Genomic DNA, 17,191 nt, shown 5'->3' with positions numbered 1-17,191 from the left:
CTCTACAGTGACATGCGCATGACATCATCAATGCCATTGAGCACTTTATTGCGCATTTCCATCAGCATAGAAAAACTAAGCCCCGCTTTTTGACTGGCGATCATTGCGCCTACCACATCTTCACTTTCACCAGTATCAACGGCTTTAACCATTTCACCGGCAATATTTTGTTGGGCGTTGATAGAGCGAATAACATGCTTAAAGTCTTCACTAATATTTACATTTTGATTACTGATAGCAGCCGGCTCTATGCTCTCTGGACCTGCAATTTTTTGCATGTCCATCATTTTGCCCAGCATCATTTGTTGACTTTCAATTGGCGACATTCTTTTTTTCCTTCAAATTATGCAATTGCATCAATATCAATACCGCATTCACGCATAGCGGCAATTTTATATCTTAATGCTCGGGTAGTTACGCCAAGCGCCTGTGCTGTTTGAGTACGATGACCTTTAAACCGACTCAATAAACTGTATATATAATCAAACTCCGCCTGCTTTTTATTCTCCTTCAACTGCGTGGCACAAAAAGCCGCCGCTGCAGGTGAACATTGCGGTAAATTTAAATCTTCAACCTGAATTTCAACACCTCTGGCCATCACTAATGCACGTTGAATCACGTTTTCAATTTCCCGTACATTGCCCGGCCAGTTGTAACAAAGCATCACATCTTCTGCTTGTTTACTAATGTGGAACTCAGAGTTGCCATATTTTTTGATAAAGTGATGAGCCAACGGAATGATGTCATCAACACGATCCCGAAGTGCAGGCCAACTAAGCGGTAATACATCTAAACGGTAAAATAAGTCTTCACGAAAAGCGCCTTGCTCAACTTGTTCACGCAATATGCGGTTGGAGGCGGCAATAATGCGTATATCTAATTTTATTTTTTGATGACTACCGAGTCTTTCAACTTCGCGCTCTTGCAATACCCTCAGTAATTTAGCTTGTAAATCCAATGGCAGCTCAGTAATTTCATCCAGTAAAATAGTACCGCCATTGGCCAGTTCAAATTTTCCCGGCTGAGCATTTACCGCACCGGTGAATGCCCCCTTATTAAATCCAAATAACATGGCTTCGAGCATATTTTCTGGGATTGCAGCACAGTTAACTGCAATAAATGGCTTATCTTTACGGTCTGAGGATTTATGAATAAAGTGCGCTAACTTCTCTTTACCTGTTCCCGATTCGCCGGTGATTAACACCCCTGCCGATGTTTGGGCAGCTCGATTAGCTAAACGCAGTACTTGTTGTGACTTAGTTGAAACAGCGATTAAATCTTCAAACCCATGCTTCATTGAATCAGTGTTTCTGATTGTTTTTTTAAGCTGCTCAGCAAAGAAAGGTTTTAATAAGTAATCAACAGCGCCACCATTATTAATTGTTTTTGAAGCAATTTCACTTTGTGAAGAATCGACTAACGTCACAATTTGCGAAGTGGGGCATGTTTTACGCAGTAATTTTACTAATTCAACCAGTTCGAGTTGTTGAGTATCTGCATCAACAAACACAAGCTCTGGCTTACTTATAAGGCAGTGGCTAACCGCATCGCTGATGGAGTTTGTATGCAGAAACTTAAAATTTTCGGCAAATACAACTTGCTGAATCTCAGGCGTTGGCTGCTGCTCACTGATCCATAAAAGGTATCTTTGACTCATATTTTTCCTTTGCAGTGCAATTAACTTGAGTGTCGGAAAAGACGAACTAAAACACGGCGATTAGACGATGCGCCCTGCTCCGAGTTTTTTATAATGGGATAGCGTTGACCATGCGCTCTTACTTCTAACATGTCTTTGGGTAAGCCAAATTCAATGAGTCTGGCAGCTACGTCATCTGCTCTTTCTTTTGAAAGCAACCGATTTGACAGCGGCGAGCCCGTATTATCTGTGTGGCCATCAACTAGCACTTTACTTACGCGACTGTCTAAAGAGATGTAACGCACTAAATCTTTTAAAAATTTAAGATCTTTAGCCGTTGTTACTGTGCGCTGCCCACTAGCAAACTGTAATTGATGGTCGCGTGCTTGCTCCCAAGAAAGCGGAGATAAACTAGCTAAACACTGCTGATAATCTGCAACTATTTTATCGCTATGGGTATTAGTAAAGGTAAGGCGAAGTTGTTCATCACCAAAGTTTATAATGCTGTCTAACCAACCGCCCTGCTTAATAACGCGAAGTAATGGGGTCATATCTGCAGAAAATTGTATTTCATTGTCTTTAATATCTTTAGACATAAAGTTTAATGGCGTGAGAACTGTATTTGCTGGCTGCCAATCGGCTTTACGAGAGAGAACATGCAAACTTTTTATCGGTTTATCTTGTAAAAGCCAAGTAAATACAAGTTGTTGCTGTTGTGCTGGTACTGATTTCACTTCAAGTAGCGCATAATTATCAAAGCGCTGCTTGAGAGAGCAAGCAAACGGGTTGCTACTGACTGACCAGGTGGAGTTTTCGTAGCTTTGCACCAGATTTTGCTCTGATGCGTGCCCCTGCGGCAACATAAACACAGCACAGGGCAATGCAAATTTAATAAGCTGAGTTAATCTATTCATGTATATTCCGTATAAAGTTAAATAGAACAATTAAGTTTTTTAAATCAATAGCGAAATACAACAAATACAAACACAGTATTAATGAATATCACTAAGTTAATGTAACCCCACGATCGTAGCGATTGCCTTAGACTGGGAGCTTTGCGTCCTATGCTTTCGCATAGTTTGCCGTTTAATTTACTTATGCATTATTTTAAACCAACATAAAAACTAGTAATTATGTACAATAAAAACAGTAGACTATAGTTAAATATCACTAAATGCAAACATTACTCTATAAAATTCATAGTCAATTCATTTTACACTACATTTACAACTATTTATCCTAACGAACCGAGTATATCTACGCGGATAGTATCTGGAATTTCATTATAAGAAAGAACAACTAAGCTGCCTTTAGTAAAAGTTTTAGCATAACGTGCCAGCAGCGGTCTTAGCTGTGGAACCACAATTAATGTTGGTGTTACACCTCTTGATTTCATGTCTTCGACTATCATCGGCATGGTGCGTTGAAATTGCCCCAGTAAATTAGGATCTACCGCAAAACTATCTAGTACTACTTTGCCCGCCTGCATGGCTTGATCAAGTGAGCTTTGTAAAGTGCTTTCTAGCTTTTCATCTAAGCTGTAAGCACTGAGTTCATCACGGTTACCCATCACCTGTTTTACCAATACTTTTTGCAGTGCACAGCGTACGTCTGAAACCAGCAAAATCGGATCTTTAGTTACCTCTACGCTGTCTATTAATGTGCCGGCAATAGTGACTATGTCTTTAATACTTATGTGTTCTTTTAGTAGTAAACGAATCACTTTTAGCTGTAAATTAGTCGGTAATGCTTTTTCGAAGGTTTCGGCTAAGCTAGGTGAGATTTCTTTTAGCCGTTCATTTAGCTTTTGTACGTCTTCATAACTAAATAACTCATCTAAATGTTCTTTGATCACTTTGCCGGTATGAGTAGCAATAATGGTGCCTAAATCAACCACAGAGTAACCCATATTTAATGCTTGGGTTTTGCTGTCATCTTTTATCCAAACGGCCTCAAGCCCATAAGCAGGATCAGTGGTTAATTCACCATCTAAGCTGCCGTATACATCACCGGTATTTAACGCGAGTAACTCTTTGGCGTTTACATTAGCACTTGCAACAGGCACACCGGCTAAGTTTACTTTGTATTCTTGTGGATTTAATTTTAGGTTATCTTTTATTCTGATCTCCGGTAATAAAAATCCAAGTTGCTCAGAAAGATTTTTACGCACACCTCTTAAGGTTTTTACCAGCTCTTCCCCTTTGTCTTTATCGGCCAAATAAACCAAACGAAAGCCAAGCTCAACCGACAACTTATCAACATGAGAAATATCTCCCCATTCTAAGTTAGCCTGTTGCTCACTTAAAATGGTGTTGGTCATTTGTTCGGCTTCAATTAAAGAGTTATCGGGGAGAGAGCGTTGTAATCGCCAAGCAACATAAAATAATGGCGCGGCAAACCCTAAAAAGGCGACAGTGGGCATACCTGGCACAATACCAAGCGTAACCATAATTAATGCAGCAGTAAAAATAACACGCGGAGAGGCAAGTAACTGCTTACCTACTGCTTCACTTACATCGCCTTCATCGTTCATACGCGTAACAATAATTGCCGCAGCAACCGCGAGTAATAACGAAGGAATTTGCGCAACTAAGCCATCACCTATAGTTAACAGCGCAAAACGTTGGAACGCTTCGGCTAAACTTAAACCATGTTGGAAAGCACCTATTGATACACCGCCCAACAGGTTGATCACTAATATAATTAAACCTGCAATGGCATCACCGCGCACAAACTTAGAGGCGCCATCCATAGAGCCATAAAAATCGGCTTCTTGGGCTATAGTACTGCGTCGCTCTTTTGCTTGCTCAGGGCCAATTAATCCGGCATTTAAATCCGCATCAATTGCCATTTGTTTACCGGGCATAGCGTCTAAAGTAAATCGCGCAGCCACCTCAGAAATACGCTCACCGCCTTTAGTAATAACCACAAAGTTAATCACCATTAAAATAACAAACACCACAATACCAACGACGTAGTTACCGCCTATAACCACTTCACCAAACGCCTGAATAACGCGACCTGCCACATCTGAGCCTTCATGGCCATGCAGTAACACCACACGTGTTGAGGCAATATTTAGGGTTAAACGCATCAAGGTAGCGACTAACAAAATAGTCGGAAATACAGAAAAATCGAGTGGCTTTTTAGTAGACACAGCGACCAACAATACAATCACCGACAATACAATGTTGAAGGTAAATAATGCATCTAATAACCATCCTGGTAATGGCAAAATAACCATCGACAAAACAGCTAACAGCAAAATAGGAATAGCGGTATAAGGTTGAGTAAAACTGCGCCAGTTCAAATTATAACTCCAACATCTAAGGTTTCTGTAAGTTTTTAGGGATTGTTAATTCAGGCAATGCGGCGGGTGCTTGTCCTCGCCCTTGCTTGTATGCTTTTAATTGCAATACATAGGTCAGTACATAGGCAACCGCACTGTATAAGCCGTTGGGCACTTCTTGGTCGACCCGAGTCGAAAAGTAAATAGCCCGTGCTAATGCGGGGATCTCTATAATTTCTTTGTTATTCATGCGGGCGACTTCGCGTATTCTCAGCGCCATTTCATCTACGCCTTTAGCGACAACATAAGGGGCTTTAGCCGCTTCTTCACTGTACTTTATTGCCACAGCATAATGAGTAGGATTAGTGACAATCACATCAGCAGTGGGAACACGCTCTTCAATTTTTCTATTCGATTGCTGATATTGTATTTGCCGAATTTTATTTTTTATCTCAGGGCTACCATCTGAAGATTTACGCTCTTCTTTTACTTCTTGGTGGGTCATTTTTATTTTATCAGCAATCTGTTTTTGCTGAAAAGGCACATCAATAACTGCAATAAAAAGTAGTAAAGTTACCGTGATCATTAACGATAAAAATAACAACTCAATGCCTTGGCCTATCGCCACTTTTATATCTAAGTTTTGTAATACCATCAGCTGCATCCACAGCTTAGTTAAAAAGGTATATAAGCAAATCGCCAGTAAGGTTATTTTTAGTATTGATTTAAGTAGCTCTACTAACGACTGTTTACCAAACATTTTGCCTAACCCGGTTAGTGGGTTGAGCTTGCTCATTTTTAGCGCCACGAGTTTTTTTGAAAACACAAACCCACCAGGTAAACACCCAGTGATCCACATTGCGCAAAAGCTTAATAATAAAAACGGCGTGAGAGTCGATAGCATATTCATAATGGCGTCACCCAATGCGATGGGCATCATTTTTTTATTATTAATAATAGAGTGATCCAGCACCATAGTACTGTTCATTAAGTTTACAAATAAGCTGTAAAATAAATTGGCAAACCACAATAACCCAGCAATACTAACCATTAATAAAATAGCGGTATTGAGCTCTTTTGAGCGCGCGACTTGGCCGTCTTCTTTGGCTTTTTTTAGCCGTTTCTCTGTGGGTTGTTCTGTTTTTTCTTGCGAGCTATTTTCAGACATACCGCTACCTCATCGCCTGTGCAAAGGTTGTTAGCACATGATACGTTAGCCTTGAAAACGCACTTCCTGTGTACTCTAAGGTCATAAATACGCAGAAAAACCCCATCAATAGCGACATAGGGAAACCCAATACAAAAATATTTAATGACGGCGCCGCCCTACTTGCTACACCAAAGGTTAAGTTAACCAATAACATGGCGACTATCCCTGGTAGTGACAGCAATAAAGAAGAGGAAAACATCCACGCAAACAACATAATAATCGCCTGAATATCAAACTCATAAATACTGCGACCAATCGGGAAGCTATGAAAGCTCTCTACCATAACCTGCAAAGTTATTAAGTGACCATCTGCGGCAAAAAAAAGTAATGCACACATAATCCAAAATAACTGTCCCAATAATGCCACTTGGTTACCACTGCCGGGGTCCATAACTAGCGCCATTGATAAGCCCATCTGCATGGATAAGATCAGCCCTATCATTGCCATTACTTCAAACAAAATACGCAGCGATAACCCCATCATTACCCCAAAAATAATTTGTTCGAAGGTTAAGATGGCGGCATCTAAAGAAAACAAGTCAATAGCAGGTGCAAGTGGTAACTGCGGAGCAACTAAAAAAGCCAACATCATAGACACTAAAATACGAGAGCGTGGCGTTACCGCCGGATTGTCAAATACCGGCATAGACCATAAAAGTGCAGAAAAGCGTACAAATGGCCACCAAAGCGTGCCCATCCAGCTGACTAAATCAGTAGACGTTAAAGAGAGTAATGAGCTCAACCAAATACCCCAGGTAACATAAATTTGAGCTTATCAAACCAATCAATCATAATTTGTAGCATCCAATGTCCCGCAAATACCACCATTAATAAGGTTAATAACATACGCGGTAAGAACGTTAGGGTTTGCTCTTGAATAGAGGTCGCACCTTGAATAATAGCCACCACAATACCAAGTATTAAACCCGGCACAATTAAGACTAAAATCAGTTTTATGATGGTGTAAACTGCGCTTGAAATAAGCTCTACCGACATTTCTGGGGTCATGGTGACATTCCAAATGTTGCTGCCAGCGTACCTGCTATCATTGACCAGCCATCGGCAAGTACAAATACCATGAGCTTAAACGGTAAGCTAATGATCAGCGGTGATAGCATCATCATACCCATAGACATCAGCACACTACTAACAACTAAATCAATGATTAAAAAAGGAATAAATAACATAAAGCCAATTTGAAAGGCCGTTGTGAGCTCACTTAATACAAACGCAGGCATTAACACTTCAAACGGAATCTCTTGCGCGGTGAGAGTGGTTGGCTCATTGGCTATTAATAACACTTGGCGTAATTCACTTTCGCGAGTTTGTCTGAGCATAAAAGCACGCAAAGGCTTTTCTGCGGTGAGTAAAGCTTCCTCTAATCCTATGGTTTGCTGCTGAAAAGGCGTATACGCGTTTTGATAAATGTCTTGCCAAACTGGTCGCATAATCAACATAGTGAGCATCAGTGAGATGCCAATTAAAATTTTATTCGGCGGGCTTTGTTGTAACCCCATAGCTTGGCGCAAAATCGCCAATACAATGATGATTCTGGTAAACGACGTTAAAACCATCAGTAGCGCAGGCAATAAACTCAATACCGTCATTAATAAGAGTATTTGCAGTTTAACGCTGTAGTCTTGTCCGTCGGCCGTATCTTTTAGAGAAAACAGCGTAAGTTCTTCTGCATTTAGCCAGCTTGGTAAAAACAACATGATTAACAGTAGGCTAACTTTAAAAATTACGCGTTTATTCATTTGTTTACTGATCCTTTGCGGTATCTGTTTGAGCAAATTTCAAACCATACTGCCCTTCAACCATTACCACTTCTGCTTTAGCAAAAAATACCCCATTCACTTTTACATCAAGCGCTTCACCAGCTACTTTGTCTAGCTTAAGCACATCGCCTTCTTTGGCTTGACTAAGCTCGCCTAAGGTAATTTCAGTACTTGCTACTTCAAGAGTGACGAGTAAAGGAACATCTTGAAAAAATGACATATTCCCTTCATTAGTTTTATCAGCAGATTTGTCATCAAATCCATCAAAAGCATCAAGCTCTAAGCCCGCTAAGGCGCTATCAAGGTTCTCGTTCATAATTTAGTTACTCGTTGTATTATTTGATAATTGTGTAATTTGAAATGCTAAGCCAGTCTCTTGCTCAACGACTTGGCCTTTAAATATTTGTTTATGGCCTAGGTTAAATAGCGCTGCTTCGTTAAGTTCAATGGGTAATACACCGCCGGCCACACAAGCTTTTAATTGCTTTAAAGTGACTTTTTTCTTTGCCATTTCAATCTGACCTTGCACCGCAAACTGTGCCCACATATCAGTATTGAGTGTGTTACTATTTGCAGAATCTTGCTCGCTATCAGCTGCGCAAAAAAAGCTAATTGGCAGCCATAAAAACCAACTTATTACTTGGTTTTCTAATATAAACCGCACTTTAAAGGCTAAGTATTGTAATGCTTCAGGTAAGGTATGAGATTTTTGTATCTCACCTAATAACGCTGAGCGTTCTCTAAATAATAAGCCTTGAATGCCCTGCACTTGGCGCTGTAGTAAACGACCACAAATACGGCTTTCTGTTGAGCTTAATTCGTTATTCACCTCGTCAGAGACTTGCTCTGTGCTGTTAACATTATTAAATTGCCCACCTAAGCATAAATCCGCTGTTTTATATGCACTTTGATAATCAAGCGCTAAATAGGCCTCACCTTGAGTAGGCGCAAATAAAGGACAGGCAAGAAATATCCTTGGGGATTCTTTAAACCAACTGTTAATAACCGAATGCGAACAAGGCGAAATTTCGACATCAAAACGGCTGTCGTTAAACAATTGGGCTAGCTCTAACTCCAAAGTTTTACGAATATTAACGTTTATGTGCGCTGCTTTTTGTTGTGCTTGTTCATATGCTCTTTGCTCAAGCGTGAGTGCAAATGGAGTAATATGCTCAGAATTTTTCGCTTTAATTAGCTTTGTTTTAGCGTTTAACGTTTTACTCATACCACTGTTTTTCCTGATTCATTTATATTCAGCTTATGCTCGTCTTTTTGGCTTTTTTCAATTGGGCTTGTAACTGTAAACGATTAACAATATCGCTGCGTAAGCGCTCATTTTTGCTTATCCACTCAACCCCTAAAAACATTAATTTTTCACTCACTGCACGACGATACATCACCTTGCCTGCCAATCGATTAGTTTTATCAAACACCACAATAATTTTATTGGGGATCGTCTTTTCAGCAGGCACTAATAAACCCACACCGCCCACGCTAATATCTTTTGCCACACCATGGCATAGTGAAATATCAATAAAACAACGGCGTAATAACTGCACGCCTACTCCGCCAAGCTGAACTGACTCAGGCTCGTAATTATCTTTGAGGTTTAAGTTCCATCTTTTGTAACTTCGTTTAGTGTCTGGTTGGTTACTCATAATTCTCTTCAAGACGTAGCACGGGTTTGTTAGCCGTTGCCGCACCAGCCGCTTTTTTTATCGGATTGTTAATGTTGCTATCATCAAATAATTGGTTAAATTTATCCTGCGCATCTTTAGTTAAGATCAGCAGTTCAACACGTCTGTTTTCGCTGGCTTTCTTATTTTCTTTATTAATTGGCCGATTTGATGAAAACGCATTTACTTGAAGCACCTGACTTGATGGCATTCCGCCCATAGTCATTACTTTTCTTGCTTGCTGCGCTCTATCGCCAGAAATGTCCCAATTACGAGAGCTGCCATCAACAAATAAGCTGGCATCGCTGTGCCCAGAAATAATAATTTTGTTGTTAATGTCTTTAACTAAGCCGCCAAGGTATAGAAATAGATCTTCAAAAAATGGGGTCATTTGCGACTTTGAGCGTTCAAACATTTGGTGGTGCTTGTCGTCTCTAATGATCACTCTTAGCCCCAGGGGCACTTCTTCAACTAGTAAGTTATTTTTTAGTAACTCTTCTTTACTGAGTTCCTCAATACTTTCCAGTAATAAGCTCAGCTCAGATGAAGCTTCAAATTGGCTATCAATTGCTGAATTTAACTTCTCGCCTTGCCCAGCTTTAGGCTCAACGGTGCCATCGGGCACTTGTAATACTTCACTCATTCCAGGTTTTGGAGAGTCTGGAGGCGTAATTCCCGACTCTAGGTGTTTAATTACTGAAGGAGAACCCCCTAAATCAACGGGGAATGGGCTATTTTGAGGGTCAAAAATAGCGGGGCCACCATCAAAAATTGAGTGAGTTCGCATGTAGTGTGCTATTTCTTCACGCTCTGATTCATTGGTGATCGCCATAATCCACATCACCATAAAAAACGCCATCATCGCCAAAGTAAAATCGGCAAAGGCAACCTTCCAAGCACCACCATGAGGCTTTTCGGTTGCTCTTCTACGAGAGCGTTTGATGACGATTTCTTGATTTTTGTTTTCCATTATTAAGCCGCCTTATTATTGATCCACTCTTCCATGGTGGTGAAGGTCGGTTTAATTTCTTCATTAATTAATTTTCGGCCTGAATCAGTCGCCACAATAGGCACATGCCCTTTAGCATGCGCCACTAACATGGCACGCACACACTCAAACATCGCTACTTGTTTTTTCACATACTGCTCCATCGCTGAGGCAAGCGGTGCAATTAAACAGTAACAAGCAAAAATACCAATAAAAGTACCCACCAACGCCGCGGCTACATGGTAGCCAATTTCACTCAAAGGTCCATCAAGGTGCTGCATAGTAATAATAATGCCGCCAACCGCTGCTAAAATACCAAAACCAGGCATAGCTTCAGCAATATTAGCCAATGAATGAGAAGGCTTAAGGCGCTGCTCTTCAATGGTGTAAATCTCTTGCTCTAACATGGCATCAAAATCATGCGAGTTAATTTTTCCCATACTAAACAAACGTAAGTTATCGCAAATAAAAGTTACTAGCTGAGGGAACTCATACACTTTAGGGTAGGCAAGAAAAATAGAGCTAGTTTCTGGGTTTTCAACATGCTCATCCAACCCCTTTATACCTTTCACTCTGGCTAGATCTAATAAAGAGTAAATAACCAGTAACAAGTCATGGTAAAGCTCAGACGTATCGGTTCCTTTACCACTAATAAACTGATACTTTAATTGCGATAACATTTCTGTCAGTACATATTTTGAATTACCCACAATTAGCGCCCCTAAGCCTGCGCCAAAAATAATTAAAAACTCGTATGGCTGCCACATAGTGGCGATGTTGCCGCCCGCAAACGCAAAACCACCTAATACTGTTGCAAGTACTACTATTAAACCTATAACTCTTTGCATTCTTTATTCCTTAGGTATTAGATTTTTTGAAGCGTTTGTGTCAGCGCTTCAAGTGCTTGTTTATGAAGTTGGCAAACACGTGCCTCGGTTAAATCGAGCGTTAATGCAATCTCTTTCATATTCATTTCGTGCATGTAATATAATTGCAAGAGCAGCTTTTCTCGGGTATTTAGTTTGCTCATCGCCATTTTGAGGGTGGCTGCTGTCTCTTCTTTTTCGTGTGCATGTGCACAGGTAAGCGCTAAGTTAGGATTAGCCTCCAATAGCGCTTCAAGGCTATCAAATGCCTCAGCTTGCTCACTGTAATGCAGCTGAATAAGCTCTTTATGGCTAATCCCTAACGCCTCACACATCTCAGTGTCTGTTGCATCACGACCAAGCTTTTTTTGCAGTGAACGGCTCATATCACGAAGCTGATGAGACTGCTGCCGCAACTGGCGAGGGCGCCAATCGACACGCCTAAATTCATCTAACATAGCACCACGAATACGCTTAAACGCAAATGCAGCAAATTTCTCATCTAAATCCCGGCCATAGCGACGAATAGACGAAAGCAGCGCAATAATGCCTATTTGGTAAATATCATCACTATCGACAATAATGCCCACTTGAGTGCGCATGTGTGCAGCCGCCCGATTAACCAAGTAAGCGTACTGCGATAATAGTTGCGTCTCTTTTTGTGGTGTAAAGGTGACTGGTGGTTCTGTTATTAACTCACCCCACTCTTCTTGCAGCATCATAGCGATGACCTATTGAATGAAGACGTTCGTAACGAGTACGTTATCTAATCGAACTGAAACCGCATTTGCTAAAACCACATTAAACTGCTCGAGTAAATCTTTTTGAATTGCATCGATATCTTTAAAAGCTTCTTTTACTTGGCTGTGGCTCATATTAGCAAACTGTTTTACGAGTACATTTCTCACTAGCGGCTCCATCGCTTCTGTCCCTGTATTGAAAATAGACGGCGAAGTTACAAGTACTAAGTCGAGCACTAAATAACGCGCAACTGACCCTTCTGATACGCTTATAATGAAGCGCTCCATTTGATGATATTCAACCTTTGTTATATCGGCTTGCGGGCCTTCTTCTGATGAGTCACTGCCGTTAAAAAACTGTCCCGCAAAAAATGCAGACGCAATAAGTACAATTACAGTTAGGGCTATTATTATTTTTTTCACTTTTATCTCTCTTAATCCAAGGTAGTTATACTAATAAATCTAACGAGTCTGATTGCAGCTTAGATGCGCGAGTGTTGCTGTCATCATCCATTGAAGGCATCTCAGTGTGATTACTTGCAATGTCGTCATTGTCATTTTGGTGATGAGATTGCTGCTGTTTATCACTCAAATTAACATCAACTGTGGTATTTGAATTTTGCGACAAAGACTGGCGTAACTGCTCTAAAGTTTGCGCGATGGCATCTCTTACCTGCGTATTACTCGTAATTAAACTGACTGAAGTTTTATCCCCTTCGATATTGATAGATATTTCAATACTACCGAGGTTAGGAGGGTCTAATCTAATTTGCGCCCGCTGTAGCTGCTGCCCTATTTGCAATTTTACCTTATCGCCAAGTACATGTAATAAGCGCTGCCCCCATTCACTGGGTGCCTCTTTTAATTTCTCTTTTTGCCACTCAAAGGTTTCTGGTGCGGTGGCGGCAGATGAGAAAGCACTCACTAATGCTGATTTTTGACTGCTACCTTCACGGCTTTCAGCATTAAATATTTTCGATTGCGGATTTTGTGACAGCGCAGCAAGCTCGAGTTTACTGAGCCCAATACTCGGTTGTGTGGATATTTGCTCACTGGTTAAGCTACTTGACTGCGCTTGTCCATAAGTGTTCGACATTACTGATGGTTGATTTAATCGGTTCAAAAGCGCTTGTGAATACAATGTTTGTGGTGTTTTGGCTAAATCGAGTGTGTTTAATTCTTTATTAACGAGTGTATCCGCTGGCGCTACGTTTATAGCTGCAGCAGGCACAGTTAAAGCATCACTATGCACAGTCGTATTTTGTGCGAGCGCAGTTTTAGCGGGCTCTTGAGCTACAATGCTGACTTCGTGCTGAGTCTCTAAAGTCTTACTCTTTAACTGCTCATCAATAACAAGCTGTACTGGTAGTGTTTCCACTACTACAGTGTCGCTATCAACTACAAGGTTATTATTTTGGTTAAGTATAGTCATAACAGGCGCGTTTTTTTTATTGTTATCGAGGTTATAATTAGCGGTGCTAAAAAAGTATGGATTTATTATTTCTTCAGTGACTTCTTCTTGCGCTAGCTGCTCTGAGCTCTCGCGAGGTTGCTCAACATGCAAATCTTGCTGTTTTGCTTGCTGCTGCTTTGAAGAAAGCGAAAATGGCACAAGCTCGTTCTGTTGTTCTTGCGCATCTGCTGGTGAGCTGCTTTTTAATATGCTTTGCTTATTAGCAACACTGCCAAAGTCAGTCTTTGACACCATTGTATTTGTTTGAATACTCATAGCGACAGTCCTTGTTGTACTTTTTTATAAGCCATTAAGCCCTCTTTATCCTCTTGATGGCGCTGCATTTGTACTTTAATGGCCGCTTGCTTTTGGCCCACAAGGTCAATTAAGTCAACATAACGTGCTTTTAAGTTATTTTGTTCAGCTACCATTGAACTAAACCAAGGCATGCTTTGTAACTGTGTGTAAAGTGCAAGTAACTGCTTATCGGCTGCTTTAACTTGATACCAATTACTCTCATGGATAGCATTTTCCATAGCACTAAGTAATTGTTCCATTTTTTGCGCTGCGTATTTTTGAGAGTGTTCCATTGGCAATACTAAATTCATTATAAGTTCACATTTCATTTAGCAAAAAACAAGCCAAAATTAAACCCTTGTTTTTTAAAGTTAAATTAAATAAAAGCAGTGAAAAGCGGAAGCGGAACTTCCCCCTAGGAAGGAAGTGATCTGTCATGAATTAGCAGTAGGATGGTCACTTAGGTAATAGAGGAAGTTTAAAAAGCAGCTGAATTTAAAATAAAAAAGCCAGCTATGGGTAGCTGGCTTTTAAACGTTTACTGTGTGCCTAAGCCTTGCCACCCTTCTTGCAAGTTGGTCATCACTACACGGGTGGAGTCAATATAGCTCAAGTCATTCTTCATACTGGCTTGTAATAATGCTTGCCCACAATGCTGATAAAGGTTTTGCATGTTTTGCGCTACCTCACCGCCCTTTTCAAGATCCAATGAGGCCTCAAGCCCGCCTAAAATACGCATCAGCTTTTCAATACTTTCTGCTTTTTTATCGTATCTTTTTTGTTTTATGTGGCCAGTGACTTTTTCAAGCTCATCTGAAAAACCATCAAATAACATCAAAACTAATTTATGAATATCGGCACTGGCCGCTTTTGCATCTACTGATGTACTTTTATAGGCTGAAAAGCCATCATTTAAATCTAACATCTATGTTTAGCTCCCAAATTGACCCATTGTAGATTCTAATTGCGCAATAGTCTGTTGCATTTGTGTAAACTGCGACAAGTAACGTTGATACACTTGCTCCATAGACACTTCATGGTTTTTTTGCTGCCTAACAATAATATCCAAGCTTGATTGTAATGTATCTTTTTTATCGCTCATTAAGCCATAGCTTTTTGTGTATGGCTCTACTCGTTCTTCTAATTTAGCCATTAACCCATCTTCACCTGTTAACATTCTAGTTAATTTTTCAGGATCATTGGTCATTGCTGCTTCTAAACGTTCGCTATTAATTTTTAAGCTACCGTTACGATCAAACTCAATTCCAACAGAATAGAGCGTCTTTCCCTCAAAGGTGCCTTGAAAGTCGTTTCGCATTGAGCGAGCAAGCCCACTTGCTAAGCTATCGCGCTTTAAATTATCGTTAGAAGTAATGCCATTGACTAAACTATTAAACTTATCTACAAAACCCTGAATATTAGACTTACTTGCTTCCTGATCTTGTGCAACCCCAACACGAATCGGTGTATCCCCAATATTTTGCGCCTTTGTCAATGTTAATGTTACTCCATCAATAACATCCTCAAGCGTGTTCGTTGTAGAGGTAATCGTTAAAGCTGAACTTGCACCAAGCTTAATAATTGAGTCTTGGCCATTAGTTAGCTCTGTTTGGTTAGCTATAGCATTTGTTATATCTGTACCATTAGCATCTAAGCCAGGCATATAATTTAACGATATCTGATTTGCAACACCTGAATCTTCACTCGTCATGACTAAAAATGTTTCACTACCAGAGCGCATTAATGTTGCTTTTACACCACTATTATCTGCATGGCTATTAATGGCATTGGCTAAATCACTGAGTTTAGCATCTGCGTCTAAAGTAGATAAATCAACCGAAAAGGACTCTCCAGCTAAATCAATATTTAATTCGCCATCAGTGCTCAATGCTTTTGTAGGATCGAAACTGAGTGCAACTTGATGCGCTTGTGCTAGCTGCTCAACAAAAATATCATAATTTCCGCTAGCAGCATCACCATTTGCGACTACATTCAATGTTGTTTCATCACTAACGGCAGTACTGTTAGTAAACAAACTCGTTTCTGATTTTAAACTCGCTTTTAAATCACTGTGAAAGCTAGTTATACTGCTTTTTAGCCCATCTAACGCTTTTATTTTGTTAGTGAAATCAGCATTTTTAGTATTTAAAAGCTGATCTTTTGAAGCTCGCTCAATTTGCGTATATTGACTAGCTAGTTGACCAGGATTAATCCCTAATGCAGCACTCATTTTATTCTCCAGGCATTTTAGTTATAAGCAAAAAAATCTAGGTTAAACATTTTTACTTATGACTATAAACAATAATAGCTACATCTTAGATGTAGCTATGCATACTTAATTGATCTATCACTATTAACGAAGTAGTGAACCAATCATTTGTGTTGTGCTGTTAGCAGTACTCAATACAGAAATACCTGAGTTCATAAGTAACTGTTGCTTAGTCATGTTAGACGTTTCTGCCGCAAAATCAGCATCCATCAGTGTAGACGCTGCCGCTTGAGTATTTTCTTTCATGTTGGTTACGTTATTCATAGTATGGTCAAGACGATTCATTGACGCACCTAGTGCTGAACGTGCTGTGCCGATATTTTCAACAAGTGTATCCACTTCAGCCATAGCTAACAGGGCATTTGCCTGAGTATCAAGTACACCTAGAGCCGTCTGATCTGCAGCAGCAGTACCAACAGATGCATGTAAACTTGCAATTTCTGTTGCAATACCGACACTTAACGTTTCAGCAGTTGACGAGCCCACTTGAAAAGTTACGCCTGCTGCGGCTTCAAATTTCCCTGTATCAGCGGCAATAACCTCTGCGGTAACACGTTTATCGGCTGCTGTACCATCATTTGCAGTAGCAGCGATTGCGAATAAAGCAGTCCCACCAAAGCTGGTGTTTTGCATAATACTCGCAAGCTCATCACCTAGTGCTACATATTCCGAATTCATAGCTGTAAATTCATCCGCACCATTTGTACCATTGGCAGCTTGTGTTGCTAGCTCTTTCATGCGGTAGGCAATGTTAGTCATTTCATCAAACGCGCCTTCCGCTGTTTGCATCATCGACATTGCATTATTTGAGTTATAAAGCGCTGCTTCTTGGCCACGTACTTGTGCGTTTAAGCGTGATGCGATTTGCAGACCCGCTGCGTCATCTTTTGCAGAGTTAATTTTAAAACCAGACCCTAAACGCTCAAGCGCTGTTGATAAATCGTTGTTGCTACGACCTAGCTGGTTTTGAATTGAAGTTGGCGCCATAT

At 40.4% G+C, this 17,191-nt stretch carries 20 protein-coding genes and 1 riboswitch; all 20 genes read right to left on the bottom strand.

Translation table 11 applies throughout. From position 1 onward, the window contains the following. Nucleotides 1–2 precede the first annotated feature (2 nt). The 20 genes from fliE to CWB76_RS10960 all read right to left on the bottom strand — a co-directional run bounded on the left by fliE (nucleotide 3) and on the right by CWB76_RS10960 (nucleotide 17,189). Entirely contained in the window at nucleotides 3–326 is a 324-nt protein-coding gene (gene fliE, locus CWB76_RS11055) for a flagellar hook-basal body complex protein FliE (RefSeq protein ID WP_010391195.1), read from the bottom strand. A gap of 17 nt (nucleotides 327–343) precedes the next feature. Next, entirely contained in the window at nucleotides 344–1,657 is a 1,314-nt protein-coding gene (locus CWB76_RS11050; protein WP_138607590.1) for a sigma-54-dependent transcriptional regulator, read from the bottom strand. Nucleotides 1,658–1,677: 20 nt separating this feature from the next. After that, nucleotides 1,678–2,550 carry a MotY family protein gene (locus CWB76_RS11045; protein ID WP_138607588.1) on the bottom strand — a complete coding sequence of 291 codons (873 nt, stop codon included), beginning with the start codon at nucleotides 2,548–2,550 and terminating at the stop codon, nucleotides 1,678–1,680. 97 nt (nucleotides 2,551–2,647) lie between these two features. Beyond that, nucleotides 2,648–2,730, bottom strand: a riboswitch (cyclic di-GMP riboswitch). Nucleotides 2,731–2,870: 140 nt separating this feature from the next. Further along, nucleotides 2,871–4,946 carry a flagellar biosynthesis protein FlhA gene (gene flhA, locus CWB76_RS11040; protein ID WP_138607586.1) on the bottom strand — a complete coding sequence of 692 codons (2,076 nt, stop codon included), beginning with the start codon at nucleotides 4,944–4,946 and terminating at the stop codon, nucleotides 2,871–2,873. Between the two features lie 16 nt (nucleotides 4,947–4,962). Next, nucleotides 4,963–6,093, bottom strand: coding sequence for a flagellar biosynthesis protein FlhB (gene flhB, locus CWB76_RS11035; RefSeq protein ID WP_138607584.1), 1,131 nt, complete (start codon nucleotides 6,091–6,093; stop codon nucleotides 4,963–4,965). Between the two features lie 4 nt (nucleotides 6,094–6,097). Beyond that, a complete protein-coding gene (gene fliR / locus CWB76_RS11030) occupies nucleotides 6,098–6,877 on the bottom strand; it encodes a flagellar biosynthetic protein FliR (protein ID WP_138607582.1) in 780 nt (259 codons plus the stop codon). Beyond that, nucleotides 6,874–7,143 carry a flagellar biosynthetic protein FliQ gene (locus CWB76_RS11025; RefSeq protein ID WP_138607580.1) on the bottom strand — a complete coding sequence of 90 codons (270 nt, stop codon included), beginning with the start codon at nucleotides 7,141–7,143 and terminating at the stop codon, nucleotides 6,874–6,876. The genes fliR and CWB76_RS11025 overlap by 4 nt, the downstream gene beginning before the upstream one ends. After that, the gene (fliP, locus tag CWB76_RS11020) at nucleotides 7,140–7,892 is read right to left on the bottom strand and encodes a flagellar type III secretion system pore protein FliP (protein ID WP_075170636.1); all 753 of its coding nucleotides are present in this window, start codon (nucleotides 7,890–7,892) and stop codon (nucleotides 7,140–7,142) included. The genes CWB76_RS11025 and fliP overlap by 4 nt, the downstream gene beginning before the upstream one ends. A gap of 4 nt (nucleotides 7,893–7,896) precedes the next feature. Next, complete coding sequence (locus CWB76_RS11015; protein WP_055011667.1) at nucleotides 7,897–8,229, bottom strand: FliM/FliN family flagellar motor switch protein; 333 nt, start codon at nucleotides 8,227–8,229, stop codon at nucleotides 7,897–7,899. 3 nt (nucleotides 8,230–8,232) lie between these two features. Next, the gene (locus CWB76_RS11010) at nucleotides 8,233–9,138 is read right to left on the bottom strand and encodes a FliM/FliN family flagellar motor switch protein (protein ID WP_138607578.1); all 906 of its coding nucleotides are present in this window, start codon (nucleotides 9,136–9,138) and stop codon (nucleotides 8,233–8,235) included. 28 nt (nucleotides 9,139–9,166) lie between these two features. Further along, nucleotides 9,167–9,571, bottom strand: a complete 405-nt coding sequence (locus CWB76_RS11005) for a PilZ domain-containing protein (RefSeq protein ID WP_138607576.1) — start codon at nucleotides 9,569–9,571, stop codon at nucleotides 9,167–9,169. Continuing rightward, a complete protein-coding gene (locus CWB76_RS11000; protein ID WP_232735465.1) occupies nucleotides 9,564–10,559 on the bottom strand; it encodes a flagellar motor protein MotB in 996 nt (331 codons plus the stop codon). Before CWB76_RS11000 ends, CWB76_RS11005 begins: the two co-directional genes overlap by 8 nt. A gap of 2 nt (nucleotides 10,560–10,561) precedes the next feature. Next, a complete protein-coding gene (motA, locus tag CWB76_RS10995) occupies nucleotides 10,562–11,425 on the bottom strand; it encodes a flagellar motor stator protein MotA (protein WP_138607572.1) in 864 nt (287 codons plus the stop codon). 17 nt (nucleotides 11,426–11,442) lie between these two features. Next, nucleotides 11,443–12,165: a FliA/WhiG family RNA polymerase sigma factor gene (locus CWB76_RS10990; RefSeq protein ID WP_138607570.1), complete on the bottom strand. Its 723-nt coding sequence runs from the start codon at nucleotides 12,163–12,165 to the stop codon at nucleotides 11,443–11,445. A gap of 9 nt (nucleotides 12,166–12,174) precedes the next feature. After that, entirely contained in the window at nucleotides 12,175–12,606 is a 432-nt protein-coding gene (locus CWB76_RS10985) for a flagellar basal body-associated FliL family protein (RefSeq protein WP_138607568.1), read from the bottom strand. Between the two features lie 25 nt (nucleotides 12,607–12,631). Continuing rightward, entirely contained in the window at nucleotides 12,632–13,912 is a 1,281-nt protein-coding gene (locus tag CWB76_RS10980; RefSeq protein WP_138607566.1) for a flagellar hook-length control protein FliK, read from the bottom strand. Next, nucleotides 13,909–14,244, bottom strand: a complete 336-nt coding sequence (locus CWB76_RS10975; protein WP_138607564.1) for a hypothetical protein — start codon at nucleotides 14,242–14,244, stop codon at nucleotides 13,909–13,911. Before CWB76_RS10975 ends, CWB76_RS10980 begins: the two co-directional genes overlap by 4 nt. A gap of 227 nt (nucleotides 14,245–14,471) precedes the next feature. Continuing rightward, nucleotides 14,472–14,858, bottom strand: a complete 387-nt coding sequence (gene fliS / locus CWB76_RS10970) for a flagellar export chaperone FliS (protein WP_138607562.1) — start codon at nucleotides 14,856–14,858, stop codon at nucleotides 14,472–14,474. A 6-nt stretch (nucleotides 14,859–14,864) separates the two neighbouring features. Next, nucleotides 14,865–16,163, bottom strand: coding sequence for a flagellar filament capping protein FliD (gene fliD / locus CWB76_RS10965; RefSeq protein ID WP_138607560.1), 1,299 nt, complete (start codon nucleotides 16,161–16,163; stop codon nucleotides 14,865–14,867). 123 nt (nucleotides 16,164–16,286) lie between these two features. Continuing rightward, nucleotides 16,287–17,189: a flagellin N-terminal helical domain-containing protein gene (locus CWB76_RS10960; protein WP_138607558.1), complete on the bottom strand. Its 903-nt coding sequence runs from the start codon at nucleotides 17,187–17,189 to the stop codon at nucleotides 16,287–16,289. Nucleotides 17,190–17,191: the final 2 nt, after the last annotated feature.

Source organism: Pseudoalteromonas sp. S1609, from assembly GCF_005887255.1.
In the GTDB taxonomy this organism is placed as follows: Bacteria; Pseudomonadota; Gammaproteobacteria; order Enterobacterales; family Alteromonadaceae; genus Pseudoalteromonas.
This window is presented reverse-complemented; position numbering and strand designations above follow the sequence as displayed.

Excerpts from the sequence above, each read along its gene's own strand:
- fliS (WP_138607562.1), bottom strand. The coding sequence starts at position 14,858 with ATGTTAGATTTAAATGATGGCTTTTCAGCCTATAAAAGTACATCAGTA.
- flhB (WP_138607584.1), bottom strand. The coding sequence starts at position 6,093 with ATGTCTGAAAATAGCTCGCAAGAAAAAACAGAACAACCCACAGAGAAA.
- CWB76_RS10990 (WP_138607570.1), bottom strand. The coding sequence starts at position 12,165 with ATGATGCTGCAAGAAGAGTGGGGTGAGTTAATAACAGAACCACCAGTC.
- CWB76_RS11045 (WP_138607588.1), bottom strand. The coding sequence starts at position 2,550 with ATGAATAGATTAACTCAGCTTATTAAATTTGCATTGCCCTGTGCTGTG.
- fliP (WP_075170636.1), bottom strand. The coding sequence starts at position 7,892 with ATGAATAAACGCGTAATTTTTAAAGTTAGCCTACTGTTAATCATGTTG.
- CWB76_RS11005 (WP_138607576.1), bottom strand. The coding sequence starts at position 9,571 with ATGAGTAACCAACCAGACACTAAACGAAGTTACAAAAGATGGAACTTA.
- CWB76_RS11000 (WP_232735465.1), bottom strand. The coding sequence starts at position 10,559 with ATGGAAAACAAAAATCAAGAAATCGTCATCAAACGCTCTCGTAGAAGA.
- CWB76_RS10975 (WP_138607564.1), bottom strand. The coding sequence starts at position 14,244 with ATGAATTTAGTATTGCCAATGGAACACTCTCAAAAATACGCAGCGCAA.
- CWB76_RS10960 (WP_138607558.1), bottom strand. The coding sequence starts at position 17,189 with ATGGCGCCAACTTCAATTCAAAACCAGCTAGGTCGTAGCAACAACGAT.
- CWB76_RS11050 (WP_138607590.1), bottom strand. The coding sequence starts at position 1,657 with ATGAGTCAAAGATACCTTTTATGGATCAGTGAGCAGCAGCCAACGCCT.
- CWB76_RS11015 (WP_055011667.1), bottom strand. The coding sequence starts at position 8,229 with ATGAACGAGAACCTTGATAGCGCCTTAGCGGGCTTAGAGCTTGATGCT.
- fliD (WP_138607560.1), bottom strand. The coding sequence starts at position 16,163 with ATGAGTGCTGCATTAGGGATTAATCCTGGTCAACTAGCTAGTCAATAT.
- motA (WP_138607572.1), bottom strand. The coding sequence starts at position 11,425 with ATGCAAAGAGTTATAGGTTTAATAGTAGTACTTGCAACAGTATTAGGT.
- fliE (WP_010391195.1), bottom strand. The coding sequence starts at position 326 with ATGTCGCCAATTGAAAGTCAACAAATGATGCTGGGCAAAATGATGGAC.
- CWB76_RS10980 (WP_138607566.1), bottom strand. The coding sequence starts at position 13,912 with ATGAGTATTCAAACAAATACAATGGTGTCAAAGACTGACTTTGGCAGT.
- CWB76_RS11010 (WP_138607578.1), bottom strand. The coding sequence starts at position 9,138 with ATGAGTAAAACGTTAAACGCTAAAACAAAGCTAATTAAAGCGAAAAAT.
- CWB76_RS11025 (WP_138607580.1), bottom strand. The coding sequence starts at position 7,143 with ATGACCCCAGAAATGTCGGTAGAGCTTATTTCAAGCGCAGTTTACACC.